23 protein-coding genes are annotated in these 22,374 nt (G+C 47.2%); 18 read left to right on the forward strand and 5 right to left on the reverse strand.

Annotation, left to right across the window (positions count from 1 at the left end; all coding sequences use genetic code 11):
• Positions 1 to 157 precede the first annotated feature (157 nt).
• A complete protein-coding gene (locus tag J2T14_RS26930; RefSeq protein ID WP_307475912.1) occupies positions 158 to 1,072 on the forward strand; it encodes an ornithine carbamoyltransferase in 915 nt (304 codons plus the stop codon).
• A 75-nt stretch (positions 1,073 to 1,147) separates the two neighbouring features.
• Here J2T14_RS26930 and J2T14_RS26935 read toward each other — a convergent pair whose 3' ends face one another.
• Positions 1,148 to 3,688 (reverse strand): Ig-like domain-containing protein, encoded by a 2,541-nt coding sequence (locus tag J2T14_RS26935; RefSeq protein ID WP_307475914.1) that lies wholly within the window; start codon positions 3,686 to 3,688, stop codon positions 1,148 to 1,150.
• Between the two features lie 227 nt (positions 3,689 to 3,915).
• On the opposite strand from J2T14_RS26935, the gene J2T14_RS26940 reads away from it, so the two are divergent.
• Positions 3,916 to 4,722: an AraC family transcriptional regulator gene (locus J2T14_RS26940; RefSeq protein ID WP_307475916.1), complete on the forward strand. Its 807-nt coding sequence runs from the start codon at positions 3,916 to 3,918 to the stop codon at positions 4,720 to 4,722.
• A 179-nt stretch (positions 4,723 to 4,901) separates the two neighbouring features.
• Here J2T14_RS26940 and J2T14_RS26945 read toward each other — a convergent pair whose 3' ends face one another.
• Positions 4,902 to 5,246: a winged helix-turn-helix transcriptional regulator gene (locus J2T14_RS26945; protein WP_307206264.1), complete on the reverse strand. Its 345-nt coding sequence runs from the start codon at positions 5,244 to 5,246 to the stop codon at positions 4,902 to 4,904.
• A 137-nt stretch (positions 5,247 to 5,383) separates the two neighbouring features.
• Here J2T14_RS26945 and J2T14_RS26950 point away from each other — a divergent pair, with 137 nt between their 5' ends.
• The 6 genes from J2T14_RS26950 to J2T14_RS26975 all read left to right on the forward strand — a co-directional run bounded on the left by J2T14_RS26950 (position 5,384) and on the right by J2T14_RS26975 (position 9,114).
• Positions 5,384 to 6,100 carry an SDR family oxidoreductase gene (locus J2T14_RS26950; protein WP_307475918.1) on the forward strand — a complete coding sequence of 239 codons (717 nt, stop codon included), beginning with the start codon at positions 5,384 to 5,386 and terminating at the stop codon, positions 6,098 to 6,100.
• A 33-nt stretch (positions 6,101 to 6,133) separates the two neighbouring features.
• Entirely contained in the window at positions 6,134 to 7,018 is an 885-nt protein-coding gene (locus tag J2T14_RS26955) for a VOC family protein (protein WP_307475920.1), read from the forward strand.
• Complete coding sequence (locus J2T14_RS26960; RefSeq protein WP_307206261.1) at positions 7,005 to 7,235, forward strand: DUF2798 domain-containing protein; 231 nt, start codon at positions 7,005 to 7,007, stop codon at positions 7,233 to 7,235. The genes J2T14_RS26955 and J2T14_RS26960 overlap by 14 nt, the downstream gene beginning before the upstream one ends.
• A gap of 141 nt (positions 7,236 to 7,376) precedes the next feature.
• Positions 7,377 to 7,853 carry a GCN5 family acetyltransferase gene (locus J2T14_RS26965; protein ID WP_307475922.1) on the forward strand — a complete coding sequence of 159 codons (477 nt, stop codon included), beginning with the start codon at positions 7,377 to 7,379 and terminating at the stop codon, positions 7,851 to 7,853.
• Positions 7,854 to 8,048: 195 nt separating this feature from the next.
• A complete protein-coding gene (locus J2T14_RS26970) occupies positions 8,049 to 8,579 on the forward strand; it encodes a DNA mismatch repair protein (RefSeq protein WP_307475924.1) in 531 nt (176 codons plus the stop codon).
• A 205-nt stretch (positions 8,580 to 8,784) separates the two neighbouring features.
• The gene (locus tag J2T14_RS26975; protein WP_307475926.1) at positions 8,785 to 9,114 is read left to right on the forward strand and encodes an SRPBCC domain-containing protein; all 330 of its coding nucleotides are present in this window, start codon (positions 8,785 to 8,787) and stop codon (positions 9,112 to 9,114) included.
• A 77-nt stretch (positions 9,115 to 9,191) separates the two neighbouring features.
• On the opposite strand, the gene J2T14_RS26980 is transcribed toward J2T14_RS26975, so the two are convergent.
• The 3 genes from J2T14_RS26980 to J2T14_RS26990 form a co-directional block, all read right to left on the reverse strand.
• Positions 9,192 to 9,608 (reverse strand): VOC family protein, encoded by a 417-nt coding sequence (locus J2T14_RS26980; protein WP_307475928.1) that lies wholly within the window; start codon positions 9,606 to 9,608, stop codon positions 9,192 to 9,194.
• A gap of 600 nt (positions 9,609 to 10,208) precedes the next feature.
• Positions 10,209 to 10,853: a hypothetical protein gene (locus J2T14_RS26985; RefSeq protein WP_307475930.1), complete on the reverse strand. Its 645-nt coding sequence runs from the start codon at positions 10,851 to 10,853 to the stop codon at positions 10,209 to 10,211.
• Positions 10,854 to 11,157: 304 nt separating this feature from the next.
• Complete coding sequence (locus J2T14_RS26990) at positions 11,158 to 11,613, reverse strand: hypothetical protein (protein ID WP_307475931.1); 456 nt, start codon at positions 11,611 to 11,613, stop codon at positions 11,158 to 11,160.
• 775 nt (positions 11,614 to 12,388) lie between these two features.
• Between J2T14_RS26990 and J2T14_RS26995 the strand changes: the two genes are divergently transcribed.
• The 10 genes from J2T14_RS26995 (at position 12,389) to J2T14_RS27040 (ending at position 22,350) form a co-directional block, all read left to right on the forward strand.
• On the forward strand, positions 12,389 to 12,808 hold the full coding sequence (locus J2T14_RS26995) for a hypothetical protein (RefSeq protein WP_307206256.1): 420 nt from the start codon (positions 12,389 to 12,391) through the stop codon (positions 12,806 to 12,808).
• A gap of 14 nt (positions 12,809 to 12,822) precedes the next feature.
• The gene (locus J2T14_RS27000; RefSeq protein ID WP_307206255.1) at positions 12,823 to 13,167 is read left to right on the forward strand and encodes a hypothetical protein; all 345 of its coding nucleotides are present in this window, start codon (positions 12,823 to 12,825) and stop codon (positions 13,165 to 13,167) included.
• A gap of 217 nt (positions 13,168 to 13,384) precedes the next feature.
• Positions 13,385 to 14,704, forward strand: a complete 1,320-nt coding sequence (locus J2T14_RS27005; protein ID WP_307475934.1) for a DEAD/DEAH box helicase — start codon at positions 13,385 to 13,387, stop codon at positions 14,702 to 14,704.
• 59 nt (positions 14,705 to 14,763) lie between these two features.
• Positions 14,764 to 16,374, forward strand: coding sequence for a glycosyl hydrolase family 18 protein (locus J2T14_RS27010; protein WP_307475936.1), 1,611 nt, complete (start codon positions 14,764 to 14,766; stop codon positions 16,372 to 16,374).
• A gap of 154 nt (positions 16,375 to 16,528) precedes the next feature.
• The gene (locus tag J2T14_RS27015) at positions 16,529 to 17,185 is read left to right on the forward strand and encodes a response regulator transcription factor (RefSeq protein WP_307475939.1); all 657 of its coding nucleotides are present in this window, start codon (positions 16,529 to 16,531) and stop codon (positions 17,183 to 17,185) included.
• Between the two features lie 3 nt (positions 17,186 to 17,188).
• Positions 17,189 to 18,631: a sensor histidine kinase gene (locus J2T14_RS27020; RefSeq protein ID WP_307475941.1), complete on the forward strand. Its 1,443-nt coding sequence runs from the start codon at positions 17,189 to 17,191 to the stop codon at positions 18,629 to 18,631.
• Positions 18,628 to 19,407 (forward strand): hypothetical protein, encoded by a 780-nt coding sequence (locus tag J2T14_RS27025; protein ID WP_307475943.1) that lies wholly within the window; start codon positions 18,628 to 18,630, stop codon positions 19,405 to 19,407. The genes J2T14_RS27020 and J2T14_RS27025 overlap by 4 nt, the downstream gene beginning before the upstream one ends.
• Before the next feature lie 126 nt (positions 19,408 to 19,533).
• Positions 19,534 to 20,313, forward strand: a complete 780-nt coding sequence (locus J2T14_RS27030; protein WP_307475945.1) for a M15 family metallopeptidase — start codon at positions 19,534 to 19,536, stop codon at positions 20,311 to 20,313.
• Positions 20,310 to 21,551 (forward strand): CapA family protein, encoded by a 1,242-nt coding sequence (locus tag J2T14_RS27035; RefSeq protein WP_307475947.1) that lies wholly within the window; start codon positions 20,310 to 20,312, stop codon positions 21,549 to 21,551. Before J2T14_RS27030 ends, J2T14_RS27035 begins: the two co-directional genes overlap by 4 nt.
• 79 nt (positions 21,552 to 21,630) lie before the next feature.
• Positions 21,631 to 22,350 (forward strand): N-acetylmuramoyl-L-alanine amidase family protein, encoded by a 720-nt coding sequence (locus J2T14_RS27040; protein ID WP_307475949.1) that lies wholly within the window; start codon positions 21,631 to 21,633, stop codon positions 22,348 to 22,350.
• Positions 22,351 to 22,374 lie beyond the last annotated feature (24 nt).

Here is a 22,374-nt window from a genome sequence, read left to right on the forward strand (position 1 = left end):
CTGCCTTTATCCGTTCAATGCTGCTTCATGGATACCGCAATCGTAATTGATTGCCAAAAGTTTTAGGGTTGGAAGCAGACGGTTGACACATATTGCCTATTACAATATGATGAATTTATATTCATTATTATGCATAAAAATACAGAAGAGGTGACCCGTGAATCATTTACTATCATTAAAAGAATGGAATAAAGAAACCCTACAGTCCATCATCCAAATGGGGATTGAGATAAAGAAGAACCCCGAAAAATATGATCGTGCTTGCAAAAGAAAAGGTCTCCTAATGCTATTTCAAAAGACATCGACGAGAACGAACTTATCGTTTCAGTCCGGAATTAATCAATTGGGTGGATACTCCGTTACGATGGATTGGGACTCAAGTAACTTCAGCATTTCTCCCATACAATATGAGGTTCAGTATGCATCAAGGAACTGCGATGTGATCATGGCGAGGTTAAAGAAACATTCCGATTTACTTGAATTAGCCAAGTACTCCAAAGTTCCAGTAATCAATGGTTGTTGCGATAAATATCATCCATGTCAAGCGTTAGCAGACTTGATGACCGTTTATGAGATTTCGGGAACATTTTCGGGAATTACGATTACTTATGTCGGTATACATAACAATGTAGCAAATTCATTGGTAGCAGGCTGTGTTTCATTAGGTATCAGGCTTCTGCTGGTAACCCCTATTATCAACACCCCTTCATGGGATGAAGAACTGATGCAGGATGCTTACCAAAGCGGCTATGTGGAAAACTTGAAAAATCTGTCTGAGGCTGTCTCCAGGTCTAATTTTGTTTATACGGATACATGGATCGATATGGAGTTTTTTCACGAGAGCCATTACCAAGATGAGAAGAATCGAAGAACGGAGCAAATGCTGCCATTTCAGTTGAACAGGGAAAACCTTAAAGGGTACTCGCCTTATATCATGCATGATATGCCTATTCATCCCGGATACGAAATTGAAGAAGAACTAATCGAAACGGACAGATCGGTTATCTATCAACAGGCCGAGAACAGGATGCATGTTCAAAAGTCATTGTTGCTATACTTGCTTAATAAATAAAATCATCAAGACACTAACAATAACCCTGATCAACCCATACGGGTGTAATCAGGGTTATATTTGTTATAAAATCAACTATTCCAAATCATCATTGCTTTTAGGTTTAAAACTACCCATAAAGCTAACATTCGAGAACTTCGCATAGTTCAACTGCTCGATATCATTTGCAACATCATTGCTGTCTACGGCAAAACCAACATATACCGAGCCCTTCATCGCTACCGTTTTCTCGCCGATCGGTGTCCATTCTTTGCCGTCGGCGGAGCCGTAAGCATAAAAGGTATCGCCCTTGCGGACAAGCTTGAGCCAATAACCCTGTTCGACGCCGTTGATCTTAAATGGAATGTCCGGCACAAGCTGAATGCCCGCCTCTTCGGCTTTCGAAGCGCTGTCCAGCGTTTCGGTCATTTCATTAAAATCTCCGCCTTTTGTTTCGCGTCCTGCCAAATAGGTTGACCAGCTGTAAGTTTTGGAGAGCTTTACCCAGGAAAGCCCCAGGGCTGCGGTTACGCTATCGTCTTTCAGGTCATCGCGAACCATCAAGCCTGTGAATGCATGGTTGTCAACGGATCCAATTTCCTCTAGCTTAGCCGTGATCTCCATATCTCCGGTCACTTTCTTATAGACGAAATGAAAATCGTCTTTGGCAGCATCCGATTCTTCCGATTGTTCCGTGCTGCCCTCGCTCATGCCAAGCTTTCCGTTCCCTTTGACGGTAATCGTATCCTCTGTTAGGCTTGCAGAGCCTTGGATGTCCGGCTTGCCGATATCGATCGACGACCAATCTCCGTCAGCTAATGCACGGTCATCCGTGTTGATATGAATGTTGGCTGCGGTCGTTTGAGTCGCGTTTCCTTCTGAGTCCGTTATTCTTGCGGAAATATAGTGAGAAGCATCCTGAAGACCCTTGATGGTATATTCATACTTGTTGCCTTTTAACACAGCGTCACCCAGATACTCGGAACCATTGTATACCGCGACCTTATCGATGCGGTGTCCGAATTCGGAAGAAGCTTTAATCTTCACGGGTATCGCTTCGCCTAATGCAAACTGCGCATTGTTCGCCGGCGTCGTCATTTCCGCATCGGGGTTTTCAGCTGCATGCCCCATATCTACAAGTCCGTTGATATAAAGCTCCAGCCAGGTATAGCCGTTGTCTGTAATGGTTTTATAGGCATCCTCGGCTCCCCAAATTCCTTTTTCCTGTTCCCATTCATCGGCAATGCCGTTTAGATTCGTATCAAAATCCGCGGCACGTTGTTCTTCAACGACACCAAAGTCCGTGATGTATCCGCCAACTTCGTGTTCGGTATTGATATATCTTCCGAGTCCCTGTTCCACTTCCGCAACGATTCTTGCATCAATGGCATCACGGCGCGGATAGGTTGCGCCTGCCTGCTGCAAGACGGCGTTCAGCAATTGGTCATTCGCTTCCACGACACCGTTTCGAACATAATCGTCAAACGCCGGATTGGCAATCCCGTGATTGACCCCCGTGCTGTCCGCGGAAAGATACGGTTCCGTCGCAAAGGTGGTTATATTGTCGCCGCCGGCGTCGCCGGAATTTTTGACGTACTCCGAAGATCCATCCAACAAGCCTGTATTCTCGCCGTTGATCCTATTCCCGGAGATGTAGAAACCGCCAAGCTTCTTGGCTTCCCCTGCTTCAATAACCCGATTGACCACAGTGTCTCTTGTACCCGGTCCCGCAATCTCGATATTGTTCATGAAATTAGTAAACGTATAGCCGCCGCCATAAACCCCATTGAAGCCCCAGTTATAGATCACGTTGTTGGAGAATTGAAGTACGGCTACATGGTCTGCGTTTGCAGCGCCGGCATACCCGCCGCCGAGTCTTGGATTGCGCGAGGTATGGTTCAAATAAAGATTGTGATGGAAGGTGGTTTTATCTCCGCCCGCAATACCGCCATAGCCATGTCTGCCTTTCGAATGTCCGGAGAGCGTCAAGCTTTCCGAAATAATAGACCACTGAATGGTACCGTTCTCGCCCCTGTAGGTGGAAAGGGTCTCATCCGTGTTCCAACTAAAGGAACAATGATCAAGGATGAAGTAGTTGTTGTCTCTTCCCCAAAGGGCATCCATGGAATCGCTGCCGTTAAATACATTCGATGCGCCTGGACGGAAGGAGATGTACCGGATAATGATGTTCTCCGAATTGCTGATATTGGTTTCCCATCCTGCGATGGTAATGCCGTTACCCGGTGCGGTTTGCCCGGCGATGGTCAGGTTTTTGATGTTCTTGAACCTTAAGGAGCTCTTCAGTTCGATCGTACCCGATACGTTAAAAACAATCGTACGACCCTCTTCCGGGGTAGACATAATCCCCTGACGAAGGGACCCTTCGATAGGTTCATCGTCATCGATATAATCGTTAAGGTTGGTTACGATGTATACGTCGCCTCCGCGACCGCCGCTGGTATAAGCGCCGCCGCCTTCCGCGCCGGGAAACGCGGCGATGGATGCACCGTAGAAAGCGCTTTCAATTGATTGAGCCGAACCCGTGCCGCCGGGAAGTACCCAAGCCAATGAAAATACAATCGCAATGCTTAAGAGGACGGACGTGATTCTTCTGAATTGGTTACCTTTACTTTTCATCTTTTTTATTGCTCCTTTCCCTATTGGAAGATCTAGTAAGCCCCACGCTGCTTACCTCCCATCATTTTATAGCTTGTACGGATTTCGCACCTGCCAAAAAAAACTTTTTTTGCGCCAATTCTTGTACTTGTACCAATGTGAGGTAGTATAGAATTAAGGTTTTTTTTCAAGAGAGGAGCAACACTTCACTGCTTATAGGGAAATCCGATTACCTTGGGGGCTTATAAGTGAAAATCAAATATCAGCATCGTCATCAACCGTTTCATGCCTTTATATCAACCGATAATACTTATCCCCTTCACCTGCATAAACACGTTGAAATCACGATAGTCCTATCCGGCAAGATCCATATTGCCATCAATCAGAAGGAATATGTTCTGTCCGAAGGGGACATGGCAGTTATTTTTCCCAATCAGCCCCATAGCTACAAAACAACAGAGAGCAGTCGGATCTTGCTGTTTTTTTTCGATGCTGCTTTTCCAGGGGATTTTACGGGAGATTTAACGAAGCATATTCCAGGTAATCCGATGGTTCCCAAGGAGCACTTGGTTTATAACGTCTCGAATCTGTTGAAAGCATTATACGAGCGATATACGGCAAATTGCGATAGCCGTTTGCTTAAGGCTTACACCTCTGTCATATTAGGGCATGTCCTTCCGTTGTTATCCCTGAAAAAAATAGAATACGCCCAAGATCTGGACAGTATTCAAAGGATTCTTGCCTATGTGGACCTTCAATTCCTGGAGCCTGTGACTCTCGATATGCTTTCCAAAGAATTGGGGGTCAGCAAATTTCTTATCTCGCGAATCTTCTCCGACCAGCTCCACACCTCGTTTCGGGATTACGTGAACGGCCGGAGGGTAGCCCTTGCCCAGATGCTGCTGCTGTCTACCACGAATCCGGTCACGGAGATTGCGTTCGACTCGGGATTCAACAGTTTGCGTTCGTTTTATCGCGCCTTTAGAAAGGAATATGGGATTACACCAAATGAATACCGCAGAATCGCCACGGAAAATGAATCGGAAGTGTTGTAAGCGGCATGTAACCATTAAATCCATCATCCATCCTCATACGCACAGAAAAGTCCCGAAAAATATTTTTCGGGACTTTTCTGTGCGGTTTAGCGCCACCGGATCAATCTTGTTCATTAAAATCTGCGCATAAGCAGACGTGTTTTTAGGAATCATTAGGAATGTCAGTCCAAACGGCCCCATCAAGATTTTTTTTTAGCCATATGTTCTAGATGGGCCAAGCCCCATTCATACATTTGCTGCAAGATGCCGTATAGGCCGCGCCCATATTCCGTAACCGAATATTCAACCCTCGGGGGTACCTCAGGATAAACCTTCCGCGTAATTATATCTTGTTCCTCAAGCTCACGAAGCTGCGTAGTAAGCATCTTTTGCGTGATATCGGGGAGAAGCCGTTTCAATTCCCCGAATCGCTTGGTTCCACCGTGAAGTAGATGCAGCAAAATGATCGGCTTCCATTTCCCCACTATAATCTCCAGAGAAGTTTCCACGCCACTTCGGCAGGTTTCAGGCTGTTTAATTTCCATGCAAACCGCTCCATTCTCAATAGTATCGTTAAAGACAGTATGTCACATTAAAGTGCGTACTTATATGTTTGGATACTTGTATTTATAATAGCATTCATAGGGCATCATCAACAACCCAGTTTGAAAGGAGAATCGATATGAATAAGCTTTTTGGAAAAACGATCGTGGTAGCAGGAGCAACCGGAGGTATTGGCGAGGGTGTCACCAAGCTTCTCCTCCAGCATGGAGCGAAGGTAGTCGCGCTTAGCCGGAATGAGGAAAAGCTTGAACAATTACGAGCCTATCTCTCCGGCGTTGATACCGGCAATTTAATCACCTTGCAAGAAAATCTTGATCAGGATCTGGCTGGGAGCCGCGAGGTTTCCGACAGATTGAAAGAGCAATTTGGCCACTTTGACGGAGCAATCGTCACCATTGGAAACTGGGGAGCTGCCAATAGAAGCCTGATCGACGTGAGCGACGAGCTTTGGGAGCAGGCTGTTCAGGATAATCTTACAAGCCACTTTCGCACGTTGCGGACGCTTGTTCCGTTGCTTAAGAAGGACGGAGCCCTGATTCATTTAAGCGGTCTAAGCGCCGATACGCCTTATCCGGGAGCAGGAATCATCGGGTTAACCAATGCCGCCAAAAAATCGCTTGTACTGACAATGGCTGCCGAACAAGGGTCTATCGGACCTAGAATATACGAATTAATGATTGGTCCCATTCGAACGCGCGAACGTGTGACAAGAGGAATAGCTCGATCCAACTGGTATGATCCGGAGGATCTCGGAGAGTTTATGTCCGAACTCATTCAAGGCGATACGGAAGCTTCACAGAAACCATTGCATTACATGGTCCAGCGCGGTGGTTGATACGCCAAACTAAACGAAAGGCGGTAGGATAAAATGGAACGAATCTCAGATAAAAAGATAAAATTGGCTGCTTCTTTTCCAGTAGGTTATGTGTCTTTAAACATCGCCAATTTGGGAAAATCGCTCGATTTTTATCATTCGATTATCGGACTCCATGTATTAATGAAAACCAAACGGTCCGCTGTATTGGGTACGATTGCCGGGCAGCCGTTAATTATTTTGAATGAAGAAGAAGCGGTACAAAGAAAATCCAATGAAACCGGAATCGATCATCTGGCCATACTTGCTCCGAATCGGATTGAGCTTGCTCGGCATCTGAAGCGAATACTCGATAGGGATTATTCTATTCGAATGATCTCTGATCATGGAGTAAACGAATCGATATATGTAAACGATCCTGATGGCATTCTTATTGAAATTACCCGCGATTTTACGCAGGAGGAGCTTGTTCGGCACATGCCGCTTAGTTCTCAGGAGCTGGCACAAAAGCTTTTGGAAACGAGCCGTCAATTACAATCCGACTCGCCCGAAATTGCAACGGATAGGAAAATCGGACATATTCTTCTTCGGGTTTCAGACCTTAGCCAAGCCGAGCAATTTTATGTGCGAGATCTTAGTTTCCACGTATCGATGCGAATCCCGGGCGCCGTATTCGTCTCTTCCGGTAATTATCATCATCATCTCGGATTTCATGTTTGGGAAAGCAGCGGCGGTCCGCAGCCCGATCAATCCGCAATCGGACTTCGTTATTTTACGATAATCGCATCTAAGGATGAATCTACTCGCGACTTTCGTTTTATGCGCGATCCTGCGGGGAATGGGATTGTCGTGAGTCCGCATGCGACCATTCCCCCCGGGGAACTGCTTGAAAGGGATCAAATCATTGTAGAGAGGAGTAATTCCATTGAAAATCAATAAAAAATACGAACGAATCACCTTCGCTTTTCTCATGGCACTAAGCATGTCTGCGATTATTTCATTTTTCATGGTATCGGTCAATGAGGGATTCCGATTCGGGTTTATTGGAACATGGCTGACGACGTGGGGAATGGCCTTCTTCATCGCGTTTCCTGCAGCTTGCTTCTTGCCTAAACAGATAGTCAAGATCATGAGGAAGATTTCGTTTATAGACTGAAAATGCAATGTTTAACTTCTGAATTGCAAAAGGAGCTGCGGGACAGCTCCTTTTGCTTTACTCACTCTGCCAAGAGATCGAATATTTGGTTCCATCACTAATGATTTGATACAATAGGGGAAAGAGAAGAGGAGATAGAAAATGCCAGCAATTATTTCAAAACCATTTGATCAAGACATGCAGACCTTATTAAGCGAATTGAAGTCCGGTTATCACGCGGGGGAATTGAGCAAGAAGGATAGCTCGGAAATTCCGAAAGAGATCCATATCATTGAAGCAGGCGCAAATATGGTCGGGTACGGCGTGATTTGGGAATACGATAAAGGGAAACAGTTGATTCACAAGGCGGAAAAGGATTATTTCAGCGACGATGAGAAGTACTTGGAAAAGGACTTCTATATTGATATTAAAAACAAAACCGATTTTATCTTTATTGAAGCGTTGGATGTTTTGAAGGAATATGAAGGCAGTGGGTATGCGGCTTTCTTTGTGAATTGGCTTAAAGCGAAATACCCTAATAAAAAAATGTATGTCTATACATTGGATAAATCGCGCAACTTTTGGTTTAAACAAGGCTTTGAGGTTTTGGGGAATACGGTATGGATGTCCTATAATTAAAACAGCAATCATAAAAAATACCGGCAAGTATTTTGTTTCATAGCTCACGCTCTCCTTCATGGTTATACTACTGAGTATAAGGAGTGGATGCGAGTGCCAGGCTTTACGGATAAGGATTCATTGCATCAAGATTCGCCATCCCTTCACGAGTCGGACGAGCCTTTCATACAGGTTAGCAGACAGAATGTCATTACCATGGGTATCCATGCGTTAGACGAGATCGGTTCCGATTCCATTTGTAAAGTTTGCATCTCTAATGGAGGCTCCTGCTGTCAAGGGTGCCGGCATCTTGCAACAGGTTTAGGATGCCAACAAAGGAATACAAGCTGTACGGCTTGGTTATGCGGGTTTTTGAAGTACTTCTTGTATGAAACGGGACTATTAGAGGAATGGAATGACTTTTGGAAGCAAGTACCCGGACAGGAATATCGCGAGGATTTTACGCCCGAGTTATTTTTCGTGAATAAGCCGTTGCACCTTCCGGATATTCGCAGTCTGAGCGTGGCTCTTGCAGCGGATCTCCAAGAGTTGTCCAAATCTCGCATAGCGATTGGGTTCATCCTGAAGCTTCGTGAAAAAATGGACAAATATATCGACCAACTAGACAATTCTCGACTTCCTTCGAAAAAGAAAACAAAAATAAAACGAAAAATAAAAGTGTTATCGATTCCCTTTCATCGTTTTCATAATGAGCTGTACAACTATCGACAAAACGGTATGAAGTAGCGCTGACGGGTCGTGCATTGTATTAGGCGAGGCGGATAGGTAAAAATAGGGTATGTATCAACGAATAGGTGGATCGATAAGAGGCTAACGCACGTTCGAATGATTTCATTTTACAGCACATTCACTGGGAAACCACAGGTGTGCTGTTTTTTGTGGTTTGGGTCGACCGCGGCCCTGTACTGCCGGATACCGAAACGGCGGAACTGTGCCGACGGACCGAAGCCCAGCTTCGCAAGGAGAGAAGGTATGGCGCTATTGGACCGAGCCGGATCACATCACGAAGTGGAATCAAGCGTCCGAGGACTGGCATACGCCGAGAGCCGAAAACGATCTGCGGGTCGGCGGCAAGTTACTGACACGGATGGAAGCGAAGGATGGCAGCATGGGCTTTGATTTTGGCGGCGCCTACGATGTCGTGAATCGGCATGAGGTCATTGAAACGTTCGATGCGGAAAGCTCCAATCCCGTCGAGTTCCAGCAAGCAGGCTGGCAAGCGATCATGGACAATTTCAAAGCCTATACCGAACAAAACTAATCATCGAAGAAGACGCCGGGGAAGATGCCCGGCGTCTTTCTTTTTGAACCCTAGTACGAGCGTGCTCTCCGTTAGCCTCAACCTTGTGCCGGATCCATGTTCATGTAGTTAATGGCCCACAGATGGCCGTCCAAGTCCACGAAGCCCCAATGATACATGAACCCATGATCTTCAGGTTCAGCGTGCAATTTCCCGCCCAAGGAGACCGCGGTATTCACGATTTCATCGACCTTTTCCCGGCTCTCGAAGGCCAAGGCGATCGTCATCTGCGCATACTTGCTCGTATCGACGGATTCCTTCTCCGTGAGCGTATTAAAGAATGCTTGTTTGATCAGCATGACCTGCAGGTTGTCGCCGATCACGATGGCTACCGAATTCTCGTTCTCGGGGAATTGCGGGTTGAGCTCGAATCCGAGTCCGGTGAAGAACGCTTTCGATTGTTCTACGTTTTTTACAGGCAGGTTGAAGCTCGTGAATGCGGACGTTAATGCCATTTTCAAAACACCTCTTCGTCAAATTAGTTTGTGTTCATTTATGCCTTCGTTTATATAGACGACAGCCGATCCGGGAATTCATCGGTCTCATGGATTCGGAAGCGTAAATTTTGAAAAATAACTTGGTATTGAGTTCGGATACCCGCCATTCCCGTAAGGTTGCTTATTCTTATTGTGCAGGGATAAAGATTGAACCTCTCTAAAAAGGAATTCGTCTGAATATATGAAAATTAAAGGGTGGGTATCGAGTGACGGAATGAGGGAACGGTATGGAAATTAATGATAAAACCGAAGTGCGAAAGCGAATTCCAAGCCGTTGACGACTGAGGAAGTTATCAAGGCTATAGACATCAGAGGCAGAACGCATCTGCCGTTCCAACAACGACGGATCAAATCGGGATCTTTCTGGATTAAAAAAATTAATTTATCCGTTCGTCCATCTTCTTTCAAGGGAACGGTTCGTTTCGGAGAAAATAAAGTTAGACTGGCACGCCGCCGCCGGTCAGCTCGAGCAGCCGGGAGAATCGTCTTGAAAAAGGGCTTAGCGTTGTAAAAGCGTATTTACAACGCTAAGCCATTATCCCTTATTAAGCAAAAAATTCAATCTGTAATACTTTCTAACTTCTTTACCCATTCACTATCATTCCAAATATCGGGGTTGTTAATCGTTAGATTTTCTCCGCGAACCGTGAAATCATAACCATCTTTTGTACCCGTATACCAATCAACAATGACTAACTTGCCGTTTACATTACGTACAAGAAACTCAGTAACTTCTCCACGACTACCCACAGTCATATTAACTTGCACAGGTAATTTTAAATAAAGAAAACCTCCATCAACATCATCTGTATACTCCACTTCCCAAGCGCCAATCTTAATATCTTGCACCTTATCATCAAATTGGGCATACACATCATATTGGGATTGAATTTTCTTTTGCGTATACTGTTTAAGGTTTTTATTTTCTATAAATGTATCCAATTCAATATCCGTACCGTTCCAGATCGCTTTATAATAGTCAGTCAGCGCTCTCACACACATTTCAAAAGCCGGTTCAGAATCCTGAATAGATAGTTCCCCTTCATTTTCAACTAAATATCCGGGGGAATCTTGTAATACATTCGGTTCAGTGCTGGACGTAATTTCATTGTTTATAGCACTATCTTCGCTGCTTTCTTCCGAGACTACCGATGCACATGAACTCAGAATAAATAAGACTACTAACATATAAGCAAATTTCATTGTATTCCCCCTAATTCTATATGACTTCCGTCTGTTTTCTGAAGCATGATTTTTATACCGGTCGTAGGAGAAATAAAGAATTCTGTTTCGGTATTTCAAATGGACGGAGGATTTTTCTCCAAATCGATATAGAACCCAAGCAGTCCAACATATAACTCGATGGCCCGTCGCGTATCAACAACGGGGACCTCAATTACCATCATGCTTTTAATCCGTGCATCCTCACGTGTAGCAGGTAAACTTCTAAATTTGTTAACTGCGCTTGATACGACAAAAAGATCCCTCCCTTTGTTTGTGAGGACTGTTAAACGTTATAATTAAATTTATTATTAATAAGTTTGCTCCATCTTTTTTGTCTCCACCTGTAAAATACATTAGCAAACAACACAATAAAATATGTTAATATACCTGCATTTATATCTATTGTATCAACATAAAGAGTTTTGTTGTCACCAATATCTGTTAAGTGTATATTGTGGTCCCATTTTTTTATTAAATTACTATAACCATTGTCTCTAATACGTTTATTGTCATTATGGACAGATATGACTATCCATTGTTTACCCATTGGTATAAACCCCAAAATATACATCTTGATAGGATACTTACCATCTTCCCACACTTCTGGTAAGGGATGTTTTGGTAATTGTACAAATTTTACAAGTGGCTTTCCTATATAAACAAGAGACTTTGATTTTTTTACTTCATGAAATAATTTTTCTGAATCGCAGTTGAAAACTGACATCACTTTAACTAACATATTTCAGTCCCTCCATAATAGAAAAAACGTTTTATCTTAATGAATGACGATGTTGAATTTTAATTATCCACTCCTAGGGGAAACAGTCCAAACATATTGTTCGTCACTTACAAGAATTTTTCTGGTTTATAGTGATTTCCTCTCCTTAAATCGAAGTTTCAGCTATCCAGCCCGTCAGGAAGAAAAGGATGTTCGTCGTAGTTGGGGTTCGTGTCCGTCACAGTAAACAGCATTTATTTCTTATTCGCCGCTGTATTCTCGTATTCCTTGCTGTCTAAATAGCGGACCAAGCCTAGCAAATTCCAGATGCTCAAAACCGACGGTCCAAGGGCCATCGAATAGCACTACGGCTTTCGTGTTCTGTTTGGATTGATTTCTGCAGCGGCAGGATGCATACCAAATCTACAGCGATGTGCAGGAGCGGATTAAAAGGATAAATGATTGCCAAATTCGATTGCGGCTGCAACGTATCGAATGCGATCCGGATTGCGACTTTGCAGCCAGTACTTTCAGATCGGAGCGTACGGTGCGCCAACTTCCTGCTGGGACCCACCTCTTCCGCCGATCGCTTCATAAACCAAAAAAGGTGTAATGCCCTCGCAGCCAAACATTTCGCCGGCCTCCATGATTTTCAAAGTAACATTTATCGTTTACGGCTTTTGTTAACCTCATAAATAAATTGGTGAATTTCCCTTATTTGGATTGAAGAGCAGGGGCTTCTCCCTTATAATTAGAGGTGATTCAAGAATTTGTAAACAAACTGGAGGAGTAGTCCATGTTAGTAGGAAAAGGCGCAGTACGCGAGATGGCGAACGATATCGATAAAGTAATAAGAGAAATCGATCAGATCACACAATCCAAAATTGACCGGGTTGCCGATAAAATCGACTCCGAGCTTAACTCTTGCGGCCGTGAATTAACGAATGCCGCAACGACATTGTCGCAAATCAAACCTCTTATCGACCGATTGGTTGGGCAAGTCGGACAGAACGCTCCCGATCATGTGCAGGTTCTTGTAACGTCCATTGCGCAAGAGGTTATGTCCAAAGTTATCGCTTCGACTAGCAATATCGACGAAGTTCAACGCAATATCAAGGACGTTGACAAACTGACGAACGAAATCGATACCTTGACGGACGAAATCGATAAGTTAACCAACAAAATCGATGAAATCACGGATAAATATCAGAAATAAGGAGGTTTGTCCATATGAGTGATTACACACCGCCCGTAGGTCAAAACAACTACATTTCTGGATGGGGCAACAATCAAGCGAAAGAAACGGCTTCGAAAATCGATCACATCGCCGACAAAGCGAAGTTCGGCATCGAAATGCTCGGTACGGGTTTGCTCGGTATCGACGCGATAGAGAAAGAGCTGATCGAGCTGTCGAATGCGCCGCAAGCACCGACGCAGGTGCAGATCAGATCGCTTGCCCACCGCCTCGATTCCCATCAAAAGCAGCTGGAACAAGGATTGAATCGCATCAAAGACATGATGAACGACATCGACCGGGCAACGGATTCCATTCAAGGGCCGCGCACGAGCTGGTAACGATTTTTAAAATTCAGCCATTATAAAAATATATTGCGACACAACCGCGAAGCTTTGATGCTGCGCGGTTTTTTTGTTTTGCGCCGGAGAATGGGATATGGTTCCGTTCTGTGTTATACTTGTATGTTATGACGTAAAGAAACGGTTAGTGGAGACCGCTATAATGGATATTTATAGTTGCGTGACTAATATATGAAGGTATAACTAAGGAGACAATATGACATTTAACGATTTGAACCTTTCACCCACGATTTTAAAAGCTTTAAGCAAAGAGAACTATACGGCGCCTACGCCGATTCAAGAACAATCGATTCCCGCCGTACTGGCAGGCAGAGATTTACTTGGTTGCGCTCAGACGGGTACAGGGAAGACAGCGGCATTTTCCTTGCCGATTATTCAGCTGTTAAGCGAGCAGAAAACGATCCCGAATACGGGTCGCCGCATTCGCTCCTTGATTTTGACGCCGACAAGAGAACTTGCTATTCAGATTGCCGACAACATTAAGGCGTATAGTCAATATTCCGATATTCGGTGTTCCGCCATCGTTGGCGGCGTATCGCAAAAAGTGCAGGAGCGGGCGCTTAATCAAGGCGCGGATATTATTATCGCGACACCCGGCCGACTCATTGATTTGATCAATCAAAAACGGATTGACCTGCAGCATGTCCAAATTTTAGTGCTGGATGAAGCCGACAGAATGTTGGATATGGGCTTTATTCATGACGTGAAGAGAATCATCGCCAAGATGCCTAGTAAAAGACAAACCCTATTCTTCTCGGCAACGATGCCGCCGGAAATATCGAAAATGATTAAATCGATACTCGTTAACCCCGTGAAAGTCGAAATTACTCCGGTATCTTCTACGGTCGATCGAATCGAGCAATCTATTTATTTGTTGGAAAACGGGAAGAAACAAGCGCTATTGAACGACTTGCTGCAAGATAAAACCATAGCTTCGGCGTTGGTGTTTACGCGTACGAAGCGCGGCGCCGATCGCGTTACGCGAGATCTGACCAAAGCGGGAATTACCGCTCAGGCCATTCATGGCAATAAATCGCAAAACGATCGGCAGCATGCCTTAAGGAATTTCAAAAACGGCGCAACGCGAGTATTGGTGGCAACGGATATCGCGGCAAGAGGCATCGACGTGGATGAGCTTTCCCATGTGTTCAACTTCAACCTCCCCGAAATTCCGGAAACCTACGTTCACCGGATCGGCCGTACGGGCAGAGCGGGAAATAGCGGGATCGCCATCTCCTTCTGCGAGGTGGAGGAACTTTCGAATCTTAAAGATATCGAGAAGTTGATCGGCAAAAACATTCGCGAAATTAAAGAGCATCCTTATCCGATGAGGAATAAACCCGTTGCAAAAGTTGCGGTGGCAACCAATGCCAAACCAAAAGCTTCGAAACCGGCCAGCGCCAGACCGGCAGCGTCCCAATCGACCTATGCCAAACCCGCGGCAGCCAAGTACGACGGCTCTAAGGCGAAGCCGGCGCGCAAGCCTAAATCCGAGTGGTTTGCAAAAAGAAGCTGAAACTATTCTCTTCCTCAGGCCGTCTATAACTTGGTCGTACTCAAGGGGAGGAGATTACCATGTTAAAAAGAGCGAGCTTGCTGGTATTCCTATTTGTTCTGCTATTCGCAAATAACGCTTTCGCGTACAGCGTTCAGCTGCAGCCTTTCAAAGACGAGAAAAACGATTATTCGCGAGAATCCATTTATACGCTATCGGCGCTTGGCATTATTAGCGGCTACGAGGATCGGACCTTCCGTCCGGAGGTTGACCTGTCCAGGGAGGCTTTCATTAAATTGCTGGTCATGGCAGCTCAATTGGATACGAATGCAACCGTATCGCGGACGCTTGGCGACGTCGCGCAGAATCGTTGGTCCGCGCCGTTTATTTCGGTTGCCTATGAGCGAGGTTGGATCGATAGTTTGCTAGATAAGGAAGGATCGTTCCACCCGGCGAAGACGATTACGAGACAAGAGGTTGCGATGCTTGTAGGGTTATCGCTGCTGGAATCGGAGTCGGAAGAGACAAAAACGCAATGGTTGACTATGGATTGGATGAAGGAGCGGGATGCGAGGGCGTTCAAGGATGACTCGGCTATAAATGCCGCAATGAAACCCTATGTCTACTACGCATCGTTCCGGGGCATTATGGAGGGCGATTTAGGAGGCTTCAAGCCCGGCGAGCCGCTTATTCGCAAGCAGGCGGCAGCCGTTATTTACCGGATATTGGATAAGCGGATTTCCGAGCAAAAGACGGATTTTACCGGGTATTATGCGATCGAATCCTATCCGGCCATTAACAAGATGGATAAGCTCGCAAATGTCGTATTCGGCTGGTCCCACCTGGAATATAGCAGCGCTGGAACAGCTAAGCTGAATACGAGTGCGACGGTCAACCGGATTCCGAGCGGCTACGGGGAGGTCATTGCCGCTGCCGACGCTGCCAAGCTCGCGAAGGAGCTGATGGTATTCGGCGACAGCAGCAAGCTGACGGAATTTCTGAAGGATCTGCCGGCGCAGGAGGCCTTTATCGAATCGTTGCTAACGACCTTGAAAGATCCGGCCTACTCGTTCACCGGGGTAAGCATCGATTTCGAGGGCTTGAAGGATGCGGCAAGCGCGGCCGAATACGTTCGATTCCTGCAAGCTCTGAAGGATCGGCTAGGCTCGCTTACGTTGTCCGTTTCCGTGCCTCCGATCCACTATTACAAAGGATACGATCTGAAGGAGATCGGCAAGCTGGCCGATACGGTTATTCTGATGGCGTACGACTTCACGCATGACGTGAGCAAGCTGCCTTCGGCCCCGTTGCCGCTCGTTAATGACACGGTCGTAACGGCGCTGCAGTCGATTCCGAAAGAGAAGCTCGTGCTGGGAATCTCCAAGCAGGCGAATCAGTGGATTACGGCAAATGGCGTAACCGGACCCGCGCTCAGCCCGGCCATCCCGGAAGTAGAGAAGCGGCTGGCGATGTCGGGTGTGATGAGCTCATGGCCGATGCCTTATTTTGTGACAAAAGCCGATTTTGTGGACGCACGCGGCAGTCATGCACTCTTTTATGAGGATACGCAAAGCATAGCGAAGAAGATATGGCTCGCTAAGTACTACGGGCTTAAGGGCGTATCCTTATGGCATATGGGGAATTATACCGCATCGGACTGGGAGCTTGTCGGCAAGCAGGCTAGCCTATAGCTTACGATTGGGACACTCAAATCCGTGTATGGATTTGAGTGTTCTTTATTAACCGAGCATTTCCTTTACAAATTTTGCTGCTGCAAGCATGATGGCCGCTGATATACAATGAAATGTAACGCAGTCGGATACGAACGAAAGGCAGAGACCGAACATGAATAAGCGAATACTCATCGTCGAGGACGATACCTCGATTTCGAATATTATTAAGATGAATCTGACGATCGTAGGGTATGAGACCGTGCAGGCGCATGATGGAATCGAGGCGCTGGAGACGATCCGAAGCGGCAAGTTCGACCTGATCCTGCTCGATGTGATGATTCCGCGCATGGACGGTTTCGAGCTCATGGAGAAGATTCGTCCCCTCGAGATCCCGGTTATCTTCTTAACGGCAAGGGAATCCGTCTTTGACAAGGTGAGCGGCCTGAAGCTGGGGGCGGACGACTATATGGTCAAGCCGTTCGAGGCAATCGAGCTGCTTGCGCGGATAGAAACGGTACTGAGACGCTACGGCAAGGAAGAATCCGTCATTTCTTTTCACGATATCCAGGTTTATTTGGACAAGCGGGAAGTGACGGTTCGCGGAGCAGTCGCCGAGCTGACGCCCAAAGAGCATGACTTGCTCGTTGCCCTGCTCAAAAACAAAAATATCGCCCTGTCGAGGGAACAGTTCATCGAGAAGGTGTGGGGCGGGGATTTCTACGGCGAGACGAGAACCGTCGATATGCATATCAAGTCGCTCAGGAAGAAGCTCGGCTTGCAGGATCATATCAAGACGATCTACAAGATCGGCTACAGGCTGGAGGATTAGCCGATGAAATTTTGGCAGAAGATTTGCCTGTTCTCCATTATTACGTTCATCGTCATATTCAATGCGGCTTCCATCATGGTCATCGAGCGGAATCATAGCAAAATGCTGCAGCAGGAAATGAACAACACGCTGAGCGCGAATATGAGCATCAACTCGAGCGTAAACGCGATCGTGCCGATTCTGCGCATTTACGATTCCATCGATTACGAGAAAACCGTGCTTACGAATATCGCCCAAGAGTTCGTGGAGAAAAACAGCGGCCAGGGCAATTACCTGGAGATCGCGGGCGATCAGAACAAAACGATATACAGCAATCTTGACTTCGACATGCCGACGGATCGCGAGGAACTGGAGGGGCTTCAGCCGGACGAGATCCGGTATATTTTGAGAGATATCGGCAGCCGTACCCTGCTCTTCACGACGAACGTAACCGACATTAATCATAAAAGCTATCGATTTACTTATATCAAGGATGTAACCCCGCTTTATACGGAACGGGTGGAGCAATACAACTTTTTCGTCAAAATCGATATCGCCGCGTGCTTGCTCTATATTATTGTCATGTTTCTCATCAGTAAAGGACTGACGAGGCCGATCGACAGAATGGTTCGGACCGCCAAAGAAATCGCCCAAGGCCAATTCTCGGAGCGGGTTCAATTGAAATCGCGTGACGAAATCGGGGTATTAGCGACCAACTTCAACGAAATGGCATCGGTCGTCGAGGATAAAATCATCGAGCTGGAGCGCAACAATAGCGCGCAGCAGCGTTTTATCAACAACATCACCCATGAGCTGAAGACGCCGTTAACGTCCATTATCGGCTATGCCAATTATTTGCGGACGACCAAATACGACGAAACGGCTTTTCTCGAAGGGGTTAACGTCATTTATAATGAGGGCAAGAGGTTGGAGGCGCTGTCCTCCAAGCTGATGGATTTGATCCTGCTGACGGACAGGCAGCCTCTGATGAAGCCGGATAACTTGAAGGACATCGTAGCCGAGATGGAGTCTTCACTGAGGCTGATTGCCAGCGCGAAGCAGATCGAGCTTGAGCTGCAGTGCGGGGATAGCCCCTTGTCGGCGGAGAAGGATTTGATCAAGGTCGTTATTTTCAATCTGGTAGACAACGCGGTCAAAGCTTCAGGCGAGAAGGGACGCATCGCGGTCCGAACAGCGATGCAAGGGGAAGCTTGCGTGCTGGAAGTCGCGGACGAGGGCAGCGGCATTGCGGAGGAGCATATCGATAACATATTCGAGCCTTTCTATATGGCGGACAAAGCTAGAACGAGGAACAATAACGGGGCGGGCTTAGGCCTATCGATATGCCGAAGCATTGCGGAACTTCATCAAGCCGCGATCGAAGTCGTTAGCGTTATCGGGCAAGGAACGACGATACGGGTCGTTTTCTGGCAACAAAACCGTGTAATCGAGGTGAGCGGATCATGAGAACCATTGCAACGCTGCTCGTTGTTTCGTTATTTAGTTCGCTGCTTGCCGGATGCGGCAGCTTCTATACGGGTATTTCGAAAAATACGGTCATGGTCAAAAAAACGAATCAAGAAAAGCCGGACGCAGAAGTGGAATATGGCGGCCTGCTCTCGGAAGATACCGTCAAGACGCTTAGCGTAAACGCGGTTAATAAGTACTTCGGCCATAATCTGTCGCTCGATGATGCCATGATCGATACGAGCTCCTTGGACCAACAGCAGATCAAAGCGGTGCTGGCCGATGCCACGAGCGAAATGGACATGAAGCAAGGATTTCTGGTCGAGTATAAGGAGCAATTAATCAAGGTAGCCGGCGGCATCTACATGTCCACCATCATTAACAAGTACGATTCCGAGGATATGTACGGCGTCGTCATGAATGCGAAGGACGGCGAGGTCATCGGCCTATCGAAGGTGAACATAGAGAAACGAACGTCGTCGCCAACGGAGAGTAAGAAATATAAGCTTACTGAAGTTGTTGGTCTTGCGGAGCAATTCATAGAGACTATGGGCGATTATGAACAGGACGCGCTAGAATGGGACGACAGCTACTACCTGAACGGCTATATGACGGAATTGTATTTTAAAAATAAAGAAACGGACGAGGTTGCGCTAAGCTTGCTGATTAACATAGGCTCGGGCGAAGTAGTCGGGTTTTACAAAGATATTATGACCGTTCTGCAATTATGGATCGGCAAACGTATGTATAGCACATCCGTTCAAAAAAGAGACTGAAGCCAGTCTCTTTTTTTTGCGTTTTTTTTTGATATTTTACAACTTCATTACAAGTCTATCGCAATTCTAATATGCCGCTCCGTTACACTAGCAGCAAGCCACCAACGAAGATAAGGAGAAAAGGCAATGACAAGAAACAGATGGACGACGCTCGTTAGCTTAACGGCCTTAGCGGCGATTGCGTTGTGCGTGACAACCGGATGTGACGGACAAGACGCGGAGGTCCAGGCGCAAGGCGCGAGCGGGATGAAAGCAGGAAGCTTGCCTCAGACGAAGACGCCGCAGAAAGAGACAATGGGCGATGGGATAGAAGCGGACAAAGCGGCCGCCGATCGAACGATCGAGGCTTTGGTCAATCGAGAGCATCCTCTCGCAGAAACCGAGATACCGGAAGATTTGGTGAAAGTAGACGTGCCTACCGTGCTCGAGAATCCGGAAGTGAATCAACTGAGAGAAGAGCCGGCGACGGCGCTCAAGCTGTTGTTTGCCGGAGCGGGGGAGGAAGGGTTCAAGCTGTATGCCCGTTCAGGCTATCGATCCTTCAAGACGCAAGAAGCGCTCTTCGCGGGTTATGCCGAGAAGGCGGGAGAAGATGCGGCGAATCGCTATAGCGCAAGGGCGGGGCAAAGCGAGCATCAGACGGGACTTGCGGTGGACGTGACGAGCGAGAGCGTATCGCTCAAGCTCACGGAAGATTTCGGCGAGACGGAAGAAGGGATATGGTTAGCTGCCAATGCTCACAAATACGGGTTTATTATCAGATATCCGAAGGGCAAGGAAGACGTTACCGGGTACATTTATGAGCCATGGCATATTCGTTATCTTGGGGTAGAGCTGGCAACCGATGTATTCAAGAGCGGATTGACTTACGAAGAATACGTGGAAGAGAAGGAGCAAAAGTCATGAGACGAAGAACAGGAGGATGGAGGAAGAAGCTAGTGGCGGGATTGCTGGGTCTGGCGGTCATCGGCGCAGCGGTTGGCACGGCTTTATGGTTGCAGGGGAGCGGGAGCGGTGCTGCCGCAAATTCAGGCGGAAATCAGAAACCCCCGGCGGTATCCCTCATTGATCCGGAGCTAGAGCAATCCTACGTAACGATTCAGCTTGCGGCCGTCGGCGATATCATGTTCCATAACTCGCAGTTAGAGAGCGCTCGGAACGACTCCGGCAGCTATGATTTTAAACCGGTATTCGAAGAGGTGAAGCCGATCATAGGCGGAGCGGATGTCGCGATCGCGAACTTCGAGACGACAACGGCCGGCAAGGATAAGTATGCTTACTCCGGTTATCCGCGCTTTAATTCGCCCGATGAAGCGGTGGATGCGCTCCAAGCAGCGGGCTTCGATGTATTGACTACTGCTAACAACCATAGTCTGGATACGGGGAAAAGCGGGATCATTCGAACGCTGGACACGATTCGGAATCGCGGAATAGACACCGTTGGCACATATGCGAACCAAACGGAATCGAGGGTGCTGATGAAGGAGGTCAAAGGCATTAGGCTTGCTTTTCTATCCTATACGGAGCATGTCAATGGACTCGAAAGCATGCTTACGGCGGATGAACTGGATGCGATGATCAATGTGGCGGACGAGCAGAAGATGAAGGAGGACATCGCTTACGCCAAGGCGCAGGGAGCCGATCTCGTCGTCGCTTCCGTCCACTGGGGCAACGAATACGAGCGCGAGCCGTCCAGCTCGCAGGAAGGGCTGGCGCGGATGCTGGCCGACTCCGGCGTGGATATCATCCTCGGCAGTCATCCCCATGTCATCCAACGGTCCGAGTGGCTGGATGCAAATGGCGAAGCGAAAGACAAAACGTTTGTCATTTATTCGATGGGCAATTTTATATCCAATCAACGGGCCGAAACGCTCGACAATGCGTATACGGAAGACGGCGTTATTGTTCGCTTCGAGATTCGCAAGGACATGGCGACGAACGAAACGACAATTAGCAAAGTCGATTATGTTCCGACATGGGTGTACAGAGACAAGGAGCCCGGCGGGCAGGCGTACACGTATAGGGTTCTGCCAGCGGAAGGCTACAAGGATAACAAGTCGGTTTCGGACGCTTTCAAAGCACGAATGGAACGCTCTTATAAAGATACGATGTCGCAGATGGATGTGAACGCAAATGCAAGTTAATTCAAGGCCTTTTGGGAGTGCGGATAGGAGAGTAACAGGACGGAAACGCAGACGATTGCGGCTTCGGGGTCTCCTGCTTTTGACGGGTATTATAGCCTTGGCTATTATTCTCTGGCCGCCTTATGATCAGCAGCCGCCCGTTCATACGTATGGCGATACGGCTCTATCGGGAGCTGCGGATGCAGAGGGGAACGGGAGCGCAGGCGAAGCTTCGGACAATGGGTTGCCGGGCTACACGATCCTGATTGACGCCGGTCACGGCGGGAAAGATCCGGGAGCTGGCGGAGCGAGCGGCGAAGAGGAGAAGGACTTTACGCTGTCCCTGGCACGGAAGGTGTACGCGCTGCTTGAACAGGATCCGCTGTACAATCCGTATATGACGCGCACGGACGATACGTTCATCGAATTGGAGGAACGCTCCGGATACTCGAATGAGTTAGGCGCAGATGCTTTTCTGTCGATTCACGGCAATACGTTTCAGGATTCGAGCGTCTCGGGGACGGAGACGTACTACGATGCAGCAAGCAGCTTTCCGCTTGCGAACAGCATTCATCGTAAACTTGCCGGGGCAACCGGCTTCCCCGATCGGGGAGTCAAGCAGGAACAATGGAAGGTGCTTGAGGGAAACGAGAGTCCGGCGATCCTTATGGAGCTTGGCTTTATGACCAATCCGGAGGAAGAAGCTCGAATGCTGGATGAAGCTTGGCAAGACCGCGTCGCTGGGGCGATCGTGGAGGGGTTGAAGGAGTACTTTTCCGAAAATAATAGGGGTGACGGTCTCAGCGACGAGATACCTTGAAAATGAATGACAAGGGTTCGACAA

Origin of the sequence: Paenibacillus harenae, from assembly GCF_030812415.1 — a bacterium.
GTDB classification, from domain to species: Bacteria; Bacillota; Bacilli; order Paenibacillales; family Paenibacillaceae; genus Pristimantibacillus; species Pristimantibacillus harenae_A.